The organism is Bacillus sp. ME78 (assembly GCF_903970865.1).
GTDB lineage: Bacteria > Bacillota > Bacilli > Bacillales > Bacillaceae_G > Bacillus_A > Bacillus_A cereus.
The window spans coordinates 161,172-176,719 of record NZ_CAJCKK010000009.1 but is presented as its reverse complement, the minus strand read 5'-3'; the positions used below and the strand labels follow the sequence as shown (position 1 = coordinate 176,719).

Sequence of the window (15,548 nt, the reverse complement as noted above, 5' to 3'; positions counted from 1 at the left end):
ACTTTCATTTCCGTTCAAATAACGTAGAACGATTTGTATTTTTTCATCAGCTGTAAATTTAGCCATAGAAAAACTGCACCTCCAATTGTTAGACTGTGTCTAACAATTGGGGTGCAGTTCACTATAGAGATGAACCATACTCTTTTTTATTGTCCCCCTATTTTGCCTTATCAGAATAGTATTTCATTGGCTGTTTATACTAAAACGTATGTTATAATACGTTTCATGCGCATTAATAGGAGGTAAATTATGTTAAAAAAAGCAATCGCTGAATTTATTGGTACCTTTGTACTTGTATTATTCGGAACTGGAGTAGCTGTCACTGGCGGCGGAATCGAAGGAATTGGAACATTAGGAATCGCTATGGCTTTCGGCTTATCTATTGTAGCTATGGCATATAGCATCGGAACAATTTCTGGATGTCACATTAACCCAGCAGTATCAGTAGCTATGTTCATCAACAAACGCATGAACGCTATGGAACTTTGTTATTATGTATTAGCTCAAATTTTAGGTGGTTTATTAGGAACTGCAACGTTAGTAACAATTTTAAAATCTGCTAAAACACCTTTAGATAATTTAGGACAAAATGGTTTCGGAACTCTTGGTTTATCTGGAGCATTTTTAGTTGAGTTCATTTTAACTTTCGTATTTATTTTAGTTATCGTCGCTGTAACAGGTAAAAAAGGAAGTTCTTCTTTAGCTGGACTAGTAATTGGTTTCACATTAGTTTTAATCCACTTATTAGGAATTCCGTTAACTGGAACATCTGTTAACCCAGCTCGTAGTATCGCACCAGCTTTATTTGTTGGTGGAGAAGCACTTTCTCAACTATGGGTATTCATCGTAGCACCAATTCTTGGTGGTATCTTCGCAGCTATCGTAGGTAAATTCATTTTAAATACTGAAAAATAGAATTTTCAATATTTCTGAATAAAAAAAAGCGAGCCCTCATTATGAGGAAGCTCGCTTTTTTATTCTTTCATTTTAGACTTTAAATTTGTAACTAATTGATCTACCGTTACATTTGCAAGCACGTTTTCCATCGCTTCTTGCGCTTGCATTAAAATAATTTCTAATACTGATTGAATATTAGCTCCTACTGGACATTCAATGTTGGGATTTTCATGGAAGGAAAATAGCTGTCCTTCTTCTACAACTTCCACTGCTTTATATACATCAAGTAATGTAATTTCTTCTAAATCTCGAGCAAGTGTCGTACCACCTTTACCAGCTTGTACATCAACAAGTCCTGCTCTCTTCAACATTCCTGTAATGCGACGAATCACAACTGGATTTGTATTCACACTACCGGCAATCCATTCAGAGGTACAGCGAGAGTTTCGATCTATCGCAAGTAATGTCAGCATATGAACACCTACTGTAAAACGACTACTAATCCCCATCTGCACACCCTCCTTTTTATTCATTCTATTAAAAGACGACTCTTATTATTATATACTATTTTTAATTTATACATAAAGAAAAAGCATGATTTCAATAGGAAATCATGCTTTTCTCTCATTATTGACGCTTTATAAATTTCGCTAAATCTTTAAATTTCACTTTATCTGAGTAATTCATTACGCCATTTACGTAAATGCGGCTTGTAACAGCATTTAATATCGCAATTGTCGCCAATAAGACTGCTAATGTTATCGTAATTTCTAGCATACCTGCTTCACCAGCTACAATACGTGAGAAGGTAACCATCGGTGTAAAAAATGGAACGTAAGAACTTACAACAACGATAGTACTATTCGGATCACTTAATGATTTAATACTAATGAAGAATGCAGCCATAATTAAAATCATTATCGGGAAAGATACAGCTTGTAAATCCTCCGTCTTAGACACGACAGCTCCAGCAGCAGCATACATCATTGCATAAAGTAAATATCCCGTAATGAAATAAACAAGAAACATGCTTATAACCTTTGCATCTAATTTCGTAAAGTCAATTGGAATACCAAATAGTGAGGCACTTTCTAAATCGACCCAACCTAACAAATATGGAATAAGATAACCACACGCCAATATGACAAGTTGCAATAAAGCCGTTGAAACAACCGCTAAAATTTTCGCATACATCATCGTAAGAGGTTTCACTTTCGGAAGCATTACTTCCATTACACGTGACGCCTTCTCAGATGCAATATTCATTGCGATTGTATTTCCGAACGCTACAATAAACATATATAAAGCAAATGTAAAGAAATAGGCAATTCCGAAAGAAGATGTACGATCTTTTATCGCTTCTTGCTTTACTTGAATTTCTGTTTGTAATTGCTGTGCAATTTCTGGTGAAACATTATTTTTGGCAATTGTCACCATCGTATATTGTTGCTTTAAATATCCTGCCATAATTGCAGAAGTTGCTTGGCTTGGAAATCCATTATACATATATGTAATCGATGGAGCCCCACCCTTTTCCGTCACATGGAATAGACCATCTAAATCGCCTTCTTCTACTTGCTTATGCAGTTTATCAAAATCATCCTTTGAACCAAGTGTTATTTTTGCTGATGGCAATAGCTTATTTAGCTCATCTTTTTGTACTTTATATGTGGAACTCTCTACTACAACTGCAATTTTATCTTTATCCTTATTTTTATCATCGCCTGAAGTAAAATGATTAAATGCAAAAATCCCAAACACAACTAAAAATAAAATGGCACTCGTAATTAATGATTTTTTAGATAAAAATGCTTCCCTAAAATAAAATGAAAATACGTGAGAAAATTTACGCATCGTTATTTCGCCCTCTCTACAAAGATTTCATTTAACGTCGGCTCTAACATTTTGAATTGTCGTAAGCTAACACCTTGCTCTTGCAACTGTTGCAAAATCTTGAGAGCTTCCGCATCGTCTTGTACTTTCACATAAAGAAGGCCTTGTTGTTTTTCATACGATACATGTATAGCTTCTAATCCCTTTTCATTCTCTACTGTATCTTCAATCGTTAAATTACGGAAACCGTATTCTTTCTTAATATCACTTAGCTGTCCTTTTACGACTGCTTCACCTTTTTTCAAAATACATACATGTTGGCAAAAAGCCTCTACTTGTTCCATACGATGACTTGATAAAATAATCGTCTTTCCGCTCTGTACTTGTTCTTCAATAATACTAGCTAACATCCCGGCGTTAACTGGATCAAGGCCGCTGAATGGTTCATCTAAAATGAGAAGTTCCGGATTATGAAGAAGAGCAGCAATTAATTGGATTTTTTGCTGATTCCCTTTTGAAAGCTCTCCAGCCGTTTTAAATTTATATTCTGGTATCGCTAAACGCTCTAACCAATGATCAATAGCTTGATCTACTTCTTTCTTCGACATTCCTTCTAATCTACCAAAATATCGCAACTGATCTATTACTCTACTTTTTGTATATAAACCTCTTTCTTCTGGTAAATACCCAATTGTTACGCCACTATCCCCAAATGCTTTTCCATCCCACGTAATCGTACCTTCATTAGGCGTTAATAATCCGAGAAGCATTTTGATTGTTGTTGTTTTCCCTGCACCATTTCGTCCAAGTAATCCTAGTACTTCACCTTTTGGTAACGAAATTTGCAAACCGTTAACTGCTTTTGATTCCCCAAATTGTTTCGTTAAGTTTTGAATTTGTAAACTCAAAGTATAAAGCCTCCCCTTTAGTATCATTCATACTCTCTTTCAAAGACTATGTTTATTCAAGAAAAAATATAGCACTACACTTCATCCTCTTATATGTAAACACTGTCATTAATCCATCATTTGTTCTATTTAGTTAAAATTGTAAATAACAAAACTCTTTTTGTCAATTATAATTGTCATTACGACAATAAAACTTGTCAAAATAACTATTATTATTTTGCTCATCTTTCTAATATAGGACATACTACTATATATACAAAAGACAATATGCAAATGTTCATATAAAAATATTATATTTTAATATATAATATAAAATGATTTTCTAACATCAAGGAGGGTACATATGAAGATGAAGAGGGGCATTACCACTCTATTATCTGTAGCGGTTCTATCTACATCACTTGTAGCATGTTCAGGAACACCAGAGAAAACAGTGGCGAAAGAAGAGAAAGTAAAATTAACAGAACAGCAATTAATGGCTGATTTATGGTATCAAACAGCTGGCGAAACGAAAGCACTTTACTACCAAGGGTACAATATCGGTCAATTAAAGCTTGATGCAGTTCTTGCAAAAGGGACAGAGAAAAAACCTGCTATCGTACTTGATTTAGACGAAACTGTTTTAGATAACAGTCCTCATCAAGCAATGAGCGTAAAAACAGGCAAAGGCTATCCTTACAAATGGGATGATTGGATTAATAAAGCTGAGGCTGAAGCCCTTCCAGGCGCAATTGATTTCTTAAAATATACAGAGTCTAAAGGTGTAGATATTTACTACATCTCAAATCGTAAAACGAACCAACTAGATGCAACAATTAAAAATCTTGAGCGTGTAGGTGCTCCTCAAGCAACGAAAGAACATATATTACTACAAGATCCGAAAGAAAAAGGAAAAGAAAAACGCCGTGAACTCGTTTCTCAAACCCATGATATTGTCTTATTCTTCGGTGATAACTTATCTGATTTCACAGGTTTTGATGGAAAATCTGTAAAAGATCGTAACCAAACAGTAGAAGATTCAAAAGCACAATTTGGTGAGAAATTCATTATTTTCCCGAATCCAATGTATGGCGATTGGGAAGGCGCTTTATATGATTATGATTTCAAAAAATCAGATGCAGAAAAAGATAAAATCCGTCGCGACAACTTAAAATCATTTGAAGTAAAATAAAAGAGGATGGCATTCGCCATCCTCTTTATTTTACTTTCTCTGTTAAAGGCAAGATAAACACTTCCACACGTCTATTCTTTGCCTTTCCTTCTTGTGTATCGTTTGGAGCAATTGAACGGTATTCTCCGTATCCAATCGCACTAAATTTTTCTGGTTGTAATTCTTTATTTTGCAGTAATACTTGCATAAAATTAACTGCCCGCTGCGTACTTAATTCCCAATTCGACGCAAACTGCGCATTGGCAATAGGGACATTATCCGTATGACCCGATACTGTAATTTCACGAGGTGACGCTGAAACAAGTAAGCTAGACATCTCTTTCGCAATCCCTAAAGATTCTAATTTCACATCTGCTTTCCCCGAATCAAACAGTATATTTTCTAATATTGTCACCATTAATCCCTTTTCAGTTAATTTAGTTTGAAAAGAAGAGGATAATTGTTTTTCATTAATATATTGATCAATCTTTTTTTGTAATGCTTTCAATTCATCCATCTCTTTTTTTTCTTTAGCTCTAGCTTCTTCTTGTTTTTTTGCTTGTTCTGCCTCAAGGCTACTTGCTGATAATTCTTTTTCCTCATTTGGCTTTTGATCACTTAAAAATTCTTTGTTACCTGTTCCCCCAGCTAATTCACTTCGAAAAGCAACTGCCATCTGTTTAAACTTCGCAGCATCTATACTACTCATTGCGAATAAAACGATAAACAATGCAAATAACAACGTTAACATATCAGAATATGGAATTAACCACGTTTCATCGATATGCTCATCATGTTTTTTCTTTTTGCCTCTTCTATTTTTCTTACTCCGCATTTTTTTCTGCTCCTTTTTCTAGCTTTTTACGCTCAGTTGCAGAAAGTGCACCTAAAATGCGGTTCTTCATAATAAACGGATATGTACCTTCTTGTAACATTAATAAACAATCAATGATTAAACGTTTTTTCTCAATTTCAGCTGAAGATTTTTGCTTTAACTTATTTGCAAATGGATGCCATAATACATAACCTGAAAAAATACCAAAAATCGTTGCAATAAACGCACCCGAAATAGCATGACCTAACTTTTCAATATCAGTTAAGTTACCAAGCGCAGCTACAAGACCGATAACAGCACCTAAAACTCCTAATGTCGGTGCATACGTACCAGCTTGTGAAAAAATAGCAGCTCCCTTTGCATGTCTTTCTTCAATTGCCTCTAATTCAGATTCCAAAATCTGCTCTAAATCTTCTGCGGATACGCCATCAATCACAAATTTCATACCGCGCAAAAGAAATTCATCTTGAATTTTGTCTAATTGTTGCTCTAAAGACAAAATACCGTATTTTCTACTTTCAGATGTCCAATGAACAAATAATTCTAGCAACTGTTCATAACTTAAATCCTTTTTATTTGAACCAAAAAGAACTTTAAATAGTTTTGGAACCCTTTTTAGTTGATTCATCGGAAATGCAATACATACTGCAGCAAATGTACCGATAAAAATAATTAATGCTGCGGCAGGATTTAATAAGGCTGTTACGTCAGCGCCCTTGACGACCATCCCTACTACCACTGCTAAAAATCCTAAAACAAGTCCAATAATTGTTGCAAAATCCATTCCCATTCACTCCTAGTCTATACAAGAAGTTCTTTATTCTCGATAATCGCTACATCTTCTTATGTATATATATTACATAAAAAATGCAATTCATGAAAGATAAGAAATGAATTATATAAAAAAATACTACAAATTCACACATTTTCTGACATTTTCTTTGCATTTCTATTACGTTATGACTCTTATATTCCTTTTCCAACAAACTAGACTTATAATAAAAAAACGCTACACATTTTATTAAGAAGGGACTGTGATTACAAGGCATTATGAAAAAGATAATAATTATTTCTGCCACTACTATTGTAATCGGTATCACATCTTTCACTTACTTTGGTTCTAAATCACCACTACATAATGAAGCGAAAGCTGTCGAAAGTCAAAAACATACTAACCACCCAAAAGAAGAGATTCCTGCTTTTCCAAAAGCTGATCATAATGCAAAGAAAATAGACAATAACTTTTCAGTTGTAACAAATCCAAAATCTAATCTTGTCTTAATTAATAAACATCGAAAACTACCAGATGGATACATTCCTGAAGACTTAACGAGACCAAACGTACCATTTGCTAGTCCAAAAGATAAAGAAAAAACATTGCTACGCAAAGATGCTGCAGAGGCACTTGAAAACATGTTCAAAGCTGCGAAAAAAGAAGGGCTTGATCTTACAGCTGTATCTGGTTATCGTTCATACAAACGCCAAAAATCGTTGCATGATACATACGTTAGGCGTCAAGGAAAAGCTGAGGCTAATTCAGTAAGCGCAATTCCTGGTACGAGTGAACACCAAACGGGTTTAGCAATGGATATTAGTTCAAAAACAGCTAAATTTCAATTAGAGCCTATTTTCGGGGAGACAGCAGAAGGAAAATGGGTCGCGGAACACGCTCATGAATTCGGCTTTGTCATTCGTTACTTAGAAGATAAAACAGATACAACAGAATATGCATATGAACCATGGCACTTACGCTACGTTGGTAATCCATACGCTACATACCTATATAAACATCACTTAACATTAGAAGAAGCGATGGAAGACAAAAAATAAGAGAGCAAATTGCTCTCTTATTTTTCTTTCACTCTATCATTGTAGTAATTTCTTCTTCCATTCTTCAGGCCATGGTTCGCCTCTTCCTGTTTTTTTCGACGCTTGAACCATCATTCCACGACCTACTAAACAAACCTCTCCTTCTGCATTCTTCACCATATAATGTAGATCTAAAGAAGAGTTCCCAACCGATCCTGCCTTTACATACACCTTCAACTGTTCATCAAAATATATTTGCTTAATAAAATTACATTGTAAATCCGCAACAACGATCATCGTTTCTGATGATGCATGTGTCCACTCTTGCATAAATCCAAGTTCTTTAAACAACGCGATACGAGCTTCTTCAAAATAAGTAAAAGCAACGACATTATTTACATGTCCAAACATATCTACTTCACCAAAACGAACCTTTACAGGATTGTAAAATGAAAAACCACTTTCCCATTTCTCGAAGTCTTCAATATAAGAAATTCTCTTCAACGCTATCTCCCCTTCCTGCCAAAAAAACAGAATAAACTGAAAAATGAAGTTATAAATATTGCCCCTTCAAGATGAAGAGGCAATATTTATTAATAGTTATTATCGCTACCAAAGAAATCTTTGAACGATTGAATTGTTGTATCACGGTTTAATGCCGCAATTGAAGTTGTTAAAGGAATACCCTTCGGACATGACTGCACACAGTTTTGAGAGTTACCACAGTTTGCTAGTCCTCCATCTCCCATAATTGCACGTAAGCGATCTGCTTTATGCATTTCACCCGTTGGATGTGAGTTGAATAAACGAGCTTGTGATAACGGCGCTGGTCCAATAAAGTCAGACTTACTGTTTACGTTTGGACATGATTCTAAGCAAACACCACATGTCATACATTTTGAAAGCTCATAAGCCCATTGACGCTTTTTCTCAGGCATTCTTGGTCCTGGACCTAAGTCATACGTACCATCAATTGGAATCCAAGCTTTAACGCGTTTTAGAGCATTAAACATGCGACTGCGGTCAACTTGTAAATCACGTACAACTGGGAATGTCTTCATCGGCTTTAAGCGAATTGGCTGTTCTAATTGGTCAATAAGAGCCGTACATGATTGACGTGGCTTTCCGTTAATAACCATCGAACATGCACCGCATACTTCCTCTAAGCAGTTCATATCCCATGCGATCGGAGTTGTTTGGTTTCCTTTTGAATCAACAGGATTACGACGAATTTCCATAAGCGCCGAAATAATATTCATATTAGGACGATATGGAATTTCAAACTCTTGGTCAAACTCTTGTGCATCTGGTCCATCTTGTCTCGTAATGATGAGGCGGATTGTTTTCTCAGACATGTTGTTTATCCCCCTTCTCTTCACCCTTAGCAGCTACATCATGTTTTGAAGAATAATCACGTTTACGTGGTTTAATTAATGAAACATCAACGTCTTCGTAATGGAATGCTGGTGCATTTCCTTCTCCTTCAAATTTTGCCATAGTAGTTTTTAAGAAGTTTGCATCATCACGATTTGGGAATTCAGGTTTGTAATGCGCCCCGCGGCTCTCATTACGGTTATATGCGCCAATTGTAATAACACGTGCTAACTCAAACATATTTGCAAGTTGACGTGTAAATGAAGCACCTTGGTTACTCCATCTCGCTGTATCGTTAATGTTAATACGTTTGTAACGATCCATTAACTCTTCAATTTTCGCATCTGTTTCTAATAACTTTTTATTTTCACGAACTACTGTAACGTTATCTGTCATCCATTCTCCAAGCTCTTTATGAAGAACATATGCATTTTCATTACCATCCATCGTTAAAATATTGTTAAATTTCTCTGTTTCGATTAATTCATTTTGCTCATATACAGTAGATGAAACAGCATCTGATGATTTAGAAAGACCTTTCATATATTCAATTGCGTTTGGTCCTGCTACCATACCACCGTAAATTGCTGATAATAGTGAGTTTGCACCAAGGCGGTTACCACCGTGCATAGAATAATCACACTCACCTGCTGCAAATAAACCTGGAATACTAGTCATTTGCTTATAGTCAACCCATAGTCCACCCATTGAATAGTGAACAGCTGGGAAGATTTTCATTGGTAGTTTACGAGGATCATCCCCTGTAAATTTCTCATAGATTTCAATAATTCCACCAAGTTTAATATCTAGTTCTTTCGGATCTTTATGAGAAAGATCTAAGTACACCATGTTTTCACCGTTAATACCTAGTTTTTGCTCTACGCAAACATCAAAGATTTCACGCGTTGCGATATCACGAGGTACAAGGTTTCCGTAAGCCGGATATTTTTCTTCTAAGAAGTACCATGGTTTACCATCTTTATATGTCCAAACACGTCCACCTTCACCACGTGCAGATTCACTCATAAGACGTAATTTATCGTCTCCAGGAATTGCCGTTGGGTGAATTTGAATGAACTCACCATTTGCATAATATGCACCTTGTTGATATACAGCAGAAGCTGCTGTACCTGTATTAATAATGGAGTTTGTTGATTTTCCGAAAATGATACCAGGGCCCCCTGTTGCCATAATCACGGCATCAGCTCCGAAACTTTTAATCTCCATAGTTTGTAAGTCTTGTGCAACGATTCCTCGGCACACACCTTCATCATCAACAACAGCTCGTAAGAAATCCCAGCCTTCATATTTCGTTACAAGTCCTGCTACTTCGTGACGACGTACTTGCTCATCTAATGCGTAAAGTAATTGCTGTCCAGTTGTTGCACCAGCAAATGCTGTACGGTGATGTTGCGTTCCACCAAATCGACGGAAATCAAGAAGTCCTTCTTCCGTACGGTTGAACATAACACCCATACGGTCCATTAAATGAATGATACCAGGTGCTGCTTCACACATTGCTTTAACTGGTGGTTGGTTCGCTAAGAAGTCCCCACCATAAATTGTATCGTCAAAGTGGATCCATGGAGAATCCCCTTCACCTTTCGTATTTACGGCACCGTTAATTCCGCCCTGAGCACATACAGAATGTGAACGTTTTACTGGTACTAAAGAAAACAGTTCAACATTTACTCCTGCTTCTGCCGCTTTAATCGTTGCCATTAAGCCAGCCAAGCCACCGCCGACTACTATAAGTTTCCCTTTCATGCTCTCCCACTCCTTACTGATTTGCTAGCTGTGGATCGATGAACGCTAATAATGCACTCACACCTACATAAGATAGACCTAAGAAAATAGCTAATGTTACATAAGTAGAGATTCTTTGTGAACGTGGAGATACTGTAATTCCCCAGCTGATGCAGAATGTCCATAGTCCATTTGCAAAGTGGAAAATTGTTGAAACAACACCAACTAAGTAGAATGCAAACATAGCTGGATTGTTTAAAATATCTGCCATCATATCATAGTTTACCTCTTTACCTAACATTGCTTGAATACGAGTTTCCCAGACGTGCCAAGAAATGAAAATCAGCGTAACGATACCTGAAATTCTTTGGAAAACGAACATCCAGTTACGGAAATAACCGTAAGAAACCGCATTGTTCTTAGCTGTAAATGCAATATATAAGCCATATATAGCATGGTACAGTATCGGTAAAAAGATGATGAAAATTTCTAGCGCATACCGGAATGGAAGGAGCTCCATAAAGCCTGCAGCTTTGTTAAAAGCCTCTGCTCCTCTTGTTGCAAAGTTGTTTACAATTAGATGTTGCGTCAAAAAGACACCAACCGGGATGACCCCCATTAATGAGTGCCACTTACGAAACGTATACTCGCGGCCTTTCATGTCCCCATTACCCCCTTGAATGTTTGACTGCTGTTTTCAGATTAATTTATAACAATAATGTTTTTTCACTATTGGCATAAGAAAAACTGAAAAAATTATTCGAAATATTTCAGCATAATTTGATAACAAGTTCATTTTACCCCTATTTTTGTCGAAGCGTCAAGAAAACGTATACATAATTTGCATATAATTTGGCAATTCTTTTTTTCTTCTTAGATATTCAGATTTCCCTAAAGAAAAATCTGTTTTTATAAATGAAAAATGTTATATAATAATCCCTATAGAAAGAGGGGAATATTGTGAGTAAAAATACAATCGATATAACATCTTTAGAAGATGTTTCATTGAACGCCTTCGCTTATGAATTGCTACGTGAAGAATTACTACCTGATTTAATCGGCAACGATTTAGATGGTATTTTATACTGGTCTGGTAGAAACCTTGCAAGAAAATATCCGCTAGAAACAATTGAAGAAGTCATTCAGTTCTTTGAAAAAGCTGGCTGGGGCACTTTAAGCATTATTGAACATAAGCGTCGTGAAATGCAGTTCCAACTTAAAGGCACACTCATTGCAGAACGTCAAAAACAAAAACGACATTCTTCTTATCAACTAGAAGCTGGATTCATCGCTGAACAAATTCAAAAGCAACGGAACGTCGTTGCAGAGTCATACGAAGAAAAGAAAAAACGTTCTGACTCTATTACATTTCTTGTAAAATGGGATATAAAAGATCTCATTGAAGTGTAAGCATTACCTACAGTCAACTAGACATATCAGTTTAGTTGACTTTTTTGTATTTTCATTCAGATGCATTTATTTTAAATCTTCAGAAATTATACCAAAAAACAGAAGACGTTGTAAACTACAACGTCTTCTTATCTGTTAAATACGTATAAATCGTCTCCGCGACATTTTTCGGCATACCCGCTTCGACAAATTCCTCTATAGAAGCTTCTTTCATCTTCTTTAATGAACCAAAATGTTTTAACAATACCTTTTTCCGTTTATCACCTATTCCTGGAATGTCATCCAATGCTGATTGAATGACAGATTTCCCATGTAATTGACGATGGAATGTAATCGCAAATCGATGCACCTCATCTTGAATACGCTGCAATAAATAAAATTCTTGGCTATTTCTCTCAAGCATCACAGGTTCCGGTGGGTCCCCAATAATTAAATGGGAGGTTTTATGTTTATCATCTTTCACAAGACCTGCCATCGGAATATATAATCCGAGCTCATTCTCTAGAATATCACTTGCAGCCGCTAGATGGCCTTTTCCTCCATCAATAATAATCAAATCAGGTAAAGGTGAATTTTCTTTAAGGGCCCTTGTATAACGGCGCCTCACAACTTCTCTCATAGACTCATAATCGTCTGGTCCTTGAACCGTTTTAATTTTATATTTTCGATACTCTTTCTTCGCCGGTTTCCCATCGATAAAAGCAATCATTGCAGAAACAGGATTTGTTCCTTGAATATTTGAGTTATCAAACGCTTCAATACGATACGGCGTTTCAATCCCAAGCTGCTTCCCTAAATGATCTACTGCTTTAATCGTTCGTTCTTCATCACGTTCAATTAAGTAAAACTTCTCTTCAAGAGCAATTTTCGCGTTTTTATTTGCTAATTCTACAAGGTCTTTTTTCTTACCACGTTTCGGCTGTGTCGCTTCTACTTCTAAAAAGCGCTCTACTAATTCCGAGTCTATACTTCCTGGAACGACAATTTCCTTCGGCTTAAAATGACTACTGTTTTCATAAAATTGGCCGATAAACGTTAAAAAGCCCTCTTCTGGTTCATCGTAAATTGGAAACATAGAAACATCACGTTCAATTAGCTTTCCTTTTCGAACGAAGAAAACTTGAACACACATCCATCCTTTATCCACTGCATATCCAAACACATCACGATCGACTAAGTCACTCATAATCATCTTTTGTTTTTCCATAATCGCATCAATATGAGCAATTTGATCACGCAACTCTTTTGCACGTTCAAACTCTAGTTTCTCTGAGGCCTCATACATTTTTACTTCTAATTCTGAACGAACTTCTTTATGTCCACCATTTAAAAACTTAATAATTTCATCTACAATTTCTTTATTTTGTTCTTCCGTCACTTCTTTCACACACGGCGCTAAGCATTGACCCATATGATAATACAAACAAACTTTATCTGGCATATTCGTACATTTCCGAAGTGGATACATACGATCTAGCAGTTTTTTCGTTTCATGAGCAGATTGTGCATTTGGATAAGGACCAAAATACTTTCCTTTATCCTTTTTTACATTTCGAGTAATGAGTAAGCGCGGTTGCTTCTCCGCCGTAATTTTAATAAAAGGATATGTTTTATCATCTTTTAATTGAATATTATATTTCGGATCATATTTTTTAATTAGATTTAACTCTAAAATAAGTGCTTCTAAATTCGAAGAGGTTACAATATATTCAAAATCAACAATTTCTCCTACAAGCCGCAGTGTTTTCCCATCATGTGAACCAGTAAAGTACGAGCGCACACGATTTTTAAGCACTTTTGCCTTTCCAACATATATAACCGTTCCTTGCTTATCTTTCATCAAATAACAACCAGGTTGATCTGGTAAAATAGCCAACTTCTCTTTCAAATGTTCGTGCACTCGTCTCCCTCCATTTCTACATACTTAGCATTTTTATTTTCCCTTGAAAACATACTATGCTCAAACACCCAACATACGTTCTTTTATTGTAACGGAAAGACTGTAAAAAAGAAAATAAAAAAAGCTACCAACTGGTAGCTTTTTTATTTTAGAAATGTTTAGAAACTAATTCTACTAACGCTTCTTTCGGTTTGTAACCTAACGTTTGATCAACTACTTTACCGTCTTTTAATACGAAAAGAGCTGGAATGCTCATTACTTCGAATTGACGAGCAGTTTCTTGGTTCTCATCAACATCTACTTTTACTACTTTTACTTTTTCGCCTAGTTCTGCATCGATCTCCTCTAATACAGGAGCGATCATTTTACAAGGTCCACACCAAGGTGCCCAGAAATCTAATAATACAACACCTTCGCTAGTTTCAGCTGCGAAGCTTTGGTCATTTGCGTTTACAATTGCCATTTTATTTCCTCCTTCAAGTATATTCTACCAAGAGTATATCATTAACTTATATACGTGGCGAATAATATGTATCGTTATGTATTGTAACAAAAAAATGTTCCTTTATACTATATAAAAATATGGATTAAATACTAAAAAGATGAGAGACAGGGGATCTCTCACCTTTTTCTATATATAGGGGTACTTCACTTGGAACTCAAGGGTACTTAAATCATGAATGTACTTTTAACTTTTTAAACTCTTCTGTTAAAAGAGGTACAACTTCGAACAAGTCACCAACAATACCGTAGTCAGCTACTTTGAAGATACTTGCTTCTGGATCTTTATTAATCGCAACGATTATTTTTGAGTTAGACATACCTGCTAAATGCTGAATCGCACCAGAAATACCACATGCAATGTATAAGTCTGGCGTAACAACTTTACCAGTTTGACCAATTTGTAATGAGTACTCACAGTATTCAGCGTCACAAGCACCACGAGATGCCCCAACAGCGCCGCCTAGTACGTCAGCTAACTCTTTTAATGGTTTAAATCCTTCTTCACTCTTCACACCGCGTCCGCCAGCGATAATAACTTTCGCTTCAGAAAGATCCACACCTTCTGCTGTTTTACGGACAACATCTTGAATAATTGTACGTAAATCTTTCACATCAACTGTAATAGAAGATACGTCACCGCTGCGAGACTCATCTTTTTCCAGAGTTGCAATGTTATTTGGACGCACTGTCGCAAATAAGATGCCGTCTGTTACAATCTTCTTCTCGAATGCTTTACCAGAGTAAATTGGACGAGTGAAGATAACATTTCCACCTTCAACCTCTAAAGCAGTTACGTCAGAAACTAAACCAGCTTCAAGCTTCGCTGCTAATTTTGGTGATAAATCTTTACCAAGTGCCGTATGTCCAAAGACAATACCTTCTGGATTTTCTTCAGCATGTACAGCTAAAAACGCTTGTGCATAACCATCAGATGTATATGATTTTAATTTATCATTTTCAACTGTCACAACGCGATCTGCACCGTAATGAATCAATTCATTTGCAAAAGAGGCAACGCTGTCTCCAATTAGAAGACCTACTACTTCACCGCCTTCTGCAATTGTTTTTGCTGCTGCTACCGCTTCAAACGAAACGTTACGTAGCGATCCATCACGAACTTCACCCATTACTAATACTTTACGAGCCATAGATTTTCCCTCCTGCATATATAATTTCGTATTT

16 protein-coding genes are annotated in these 15,548 nt (G+C 36.1%); 4 read left to right on the top strand and 12 right to left on the bottom strand.

Translation table 11 applies throughout. From position 1 onward, the window contains the following. The first annotated feature begins 249 nt into the window (after positions 1-249). A complete protein-coding gene (locus H6481_RS13270; protein WP_000913213.1) occupies positions 250-915 on the top strand; it encodes an aquaporin in 666 nt (221 codons plus the stop codon). A gap of 59 nt (positions 916-974) precedes the next feature. On the opposite strand, the gene H6481_RS13265 is transcribed toward H6481_RS13270, so the two are convergent. The 3 genes from H6481_RS13265 to H6481_RS13255 all read right to left on the bottom strand — a co-directional run bounded on the left by H6481_RS13265 (position 975) and on the right by H6481_RS13255 (position 3,638). Continuing rightward, a complete protein-coding gene (locus H6481_RS13265; RefSeq protein WP_000512998.1) occupies positions 975-1,406 on the bottom strand; it encodes an Rrf2 family transcriptional regulator in 432 nt (143 codons plus the stop codon). Between the two features lie 118 nt (positions 1,407-1,524). Continuing rightward, positions 1,525-2,751: an ABC transporter permease gene (locus H6481_RS13260; protein WP_182812007.1), complete on the bottom strand. Its 1,227-nt coding sequence runs from the start codon at positions 2,749-2,751 to the stop codon at positions 1,525-1,527. Positions 2,752-2,753: 2 nt separating this feature from the next. Next, positions 2,754-3,638, bottom strand: coding sequence for an ATP-binding cassette domain-containing protein (locus H6481_RS13255; protein WP_000058130.1), 885 nt, complete (start codon positions 3,636-3,638; stop codon positions 2,754-2,756). Between the two features lie 343 nt (positions 3,639-3,981). On the opposite strand from H6481_RS13255, the gene H6481_RS13250 reads away from it, so the two are divergent. Next, positions 3,982-4,809, top strand: a complete 828-nt coding sequence (locus tag H6481_RS13250) for a 5'-nucleotidase, lipoprotein e(P4) family (RefSeq protein ID WP_000782771.1) — start codon at positions 3,982-3,984, stop codon at positions 4,807-4,809. Between the two features lie 25 nt (positions 4,810-4,834). On the opposite strand, the gene motB is transcribed toward H6481_RS13250, so the two are convergent. Both motB and motA read right to left on the bottom strand, forming a co-directional pair. Beyond that, positions 4,835-5,623 carry a flagellar motor protein MotB gene (motB, locus tag H6481_RS13245; protein WP_001256741.1) on the bottom strand — a complete coding sequence of 263 codons (789 nt, stop codon included), beginning with the start codon at positions 5,621-5,623 and terminating at the stop codon, positions 4,835-4,837. After that, entirely contained in the window at positions 5,613-6,407 is a 795-nt protein-coding gene (gene motA / locus H6481_RS13240) for a flagellar motor stator protein MotA (RefSeq protein ID WP_000344862.1), read from the bottom strand. Before motA ends, motB begins: the two co-directional genes overlap by 11 nt. Positions 6,408-6,673: 266 nt before the next feature. Between motA and H6481_RS13235 the strand changes: the two genes are divergently transcribed. Beyond that, on the top strand, positions 6,674-7,453 hold the full coding sequence (locus tag H6481_RS13235; protein ID WP_000720211.1) for a M15 family metallopeptidase: 780 nt from the start codon (positions 6,674-6,676) through the stop codon (positions 7,451-7,453). A gap of 36 nt (positions 7,454-7,489) precedes the next feature. On the opposite strand, the gene H6481_RS13230 is transcribed toward H6481_RS13235, so the two are convergent. The 4 genes from H6481_RS13230 to sdhC all read right to left on the bottom strand — a co-directional run bounded on the left by H6481_RS13230 (position 7,490) and on the right by sdhC (position 11,213). Next, positions 7,490-7,936 carry a thioesterase family protein gene (locus H6481_RS13230; RefSeq protein ID WP_000822727.1) on the bottom strand — a complete coding sequence of 149 codons (447 nt, stop codon included), beginning with the start codon at positions 7,934-7,936 and terminating at the stop codon, positions 7,490-7,492. Between the two features lie 89 nt (positions 7,937-8,025). After that, on the bottom strand, positions 8,026-8,787 hold the full coding sequence (gene sdhB / locus H6481_RS13225; protein WP_001291830.1) for a succinate dehydrogenase iron-sulfur subunit: 762 nt from the start codon (positions 8,785-8,787) through the stop codon (positions 8,026-8,028). After that, positions 8,780-10,573 (bottom strand): succinate dehydrogenase flavoprotein subunit, encoded by a 1,794-nt coding sequence (gene sdhA / locus H6481_RS13220; protein ID WP_000676743.1) that lies wholly within the window; start codon positions 10,571-10,573, stop codon positions 8,780-8,782. Before sdhA ends, sdhB begins: the two co-directional genes overlap by 8 nt. A gap of 13 nt (positions 10,574-10,586) precedes the next feature. Next, positions 10,587-11,213 (bottom strand): succinate dehydrogenase cytochrome B558, encoded by a 627-nt coding sequence (gene sdhC / locus H6481_RS13215; protein ID WP_000678354.1) that lies wholly within the window; start codon positions 11,211-11,213, stop codon positions 10,587-10,589. Between the two features lie 299 nt (positions 11,214-11,512). Here sdhC and H6481_RS13210 point away from each other — a divergent pair, with 299 nt between their 5' ends. Then, positions 11,513-11,962, top strand: coding sequence for a YslB family protein (locus H6481_RS13210; RefSeq protein WP_000042214.1), 450 nt, complete (start codon positions 11,513-11,515; stop codon positions 11,960-11,962). A gap of 115 nt (positions 11,963-12,077) precedes the next feature. On the opposite strand, the gene uvrC is transcribed toward H6481_RS13210, so the two are convergent. The 3 genes from uvrC to etfA all read right to left on the bottom strand — a co-directional run bounded on the left by uvrC (position 12,078) and on the right by etfA (position 15,514). Continuing rightward, the gene (gene uvrC, locus H6481_RS13205) at positions 12,078-13,862 is read right to left on the bottom strand and encodes an excinuclease ABC subunit C (protein WP_000544300.1); all 1,785 of its coding nucleotides are present in this window, start codon (positions 13,860-13,862) and stop codon (positions 12,078-12,080) included. A 148-nt stretch (positions 13,863-14,010) separates the two neighbouring features. Beyond that, positions 14,011-14,325: a thioredoxin gene (trxA, locus tag H6481_RS13200; protein WP_001018944.1), complete on the bottom strand. Its 315-nt coding sequence runs from the start codon at positions 14,323-14,325 to the stop codon at positions 14,011-14,013. A 211-nt stretch (positions 14,326-14,536) separates the two neighbouring features. Continuing rightward, complete coding sequence (etfA, locus tag H6481_RS13195; protein ID WP_000101946.1) at positions 14,537-15,514, bottom strand: electron transfer flavoprotein subunit alpha; 978 nt, start codon at positions 15,512-15,514, stop codon at positions 14,537-14,539. Between the last annotated feature and the right edge of the window lie 34 nt (positions 15,515-15,548).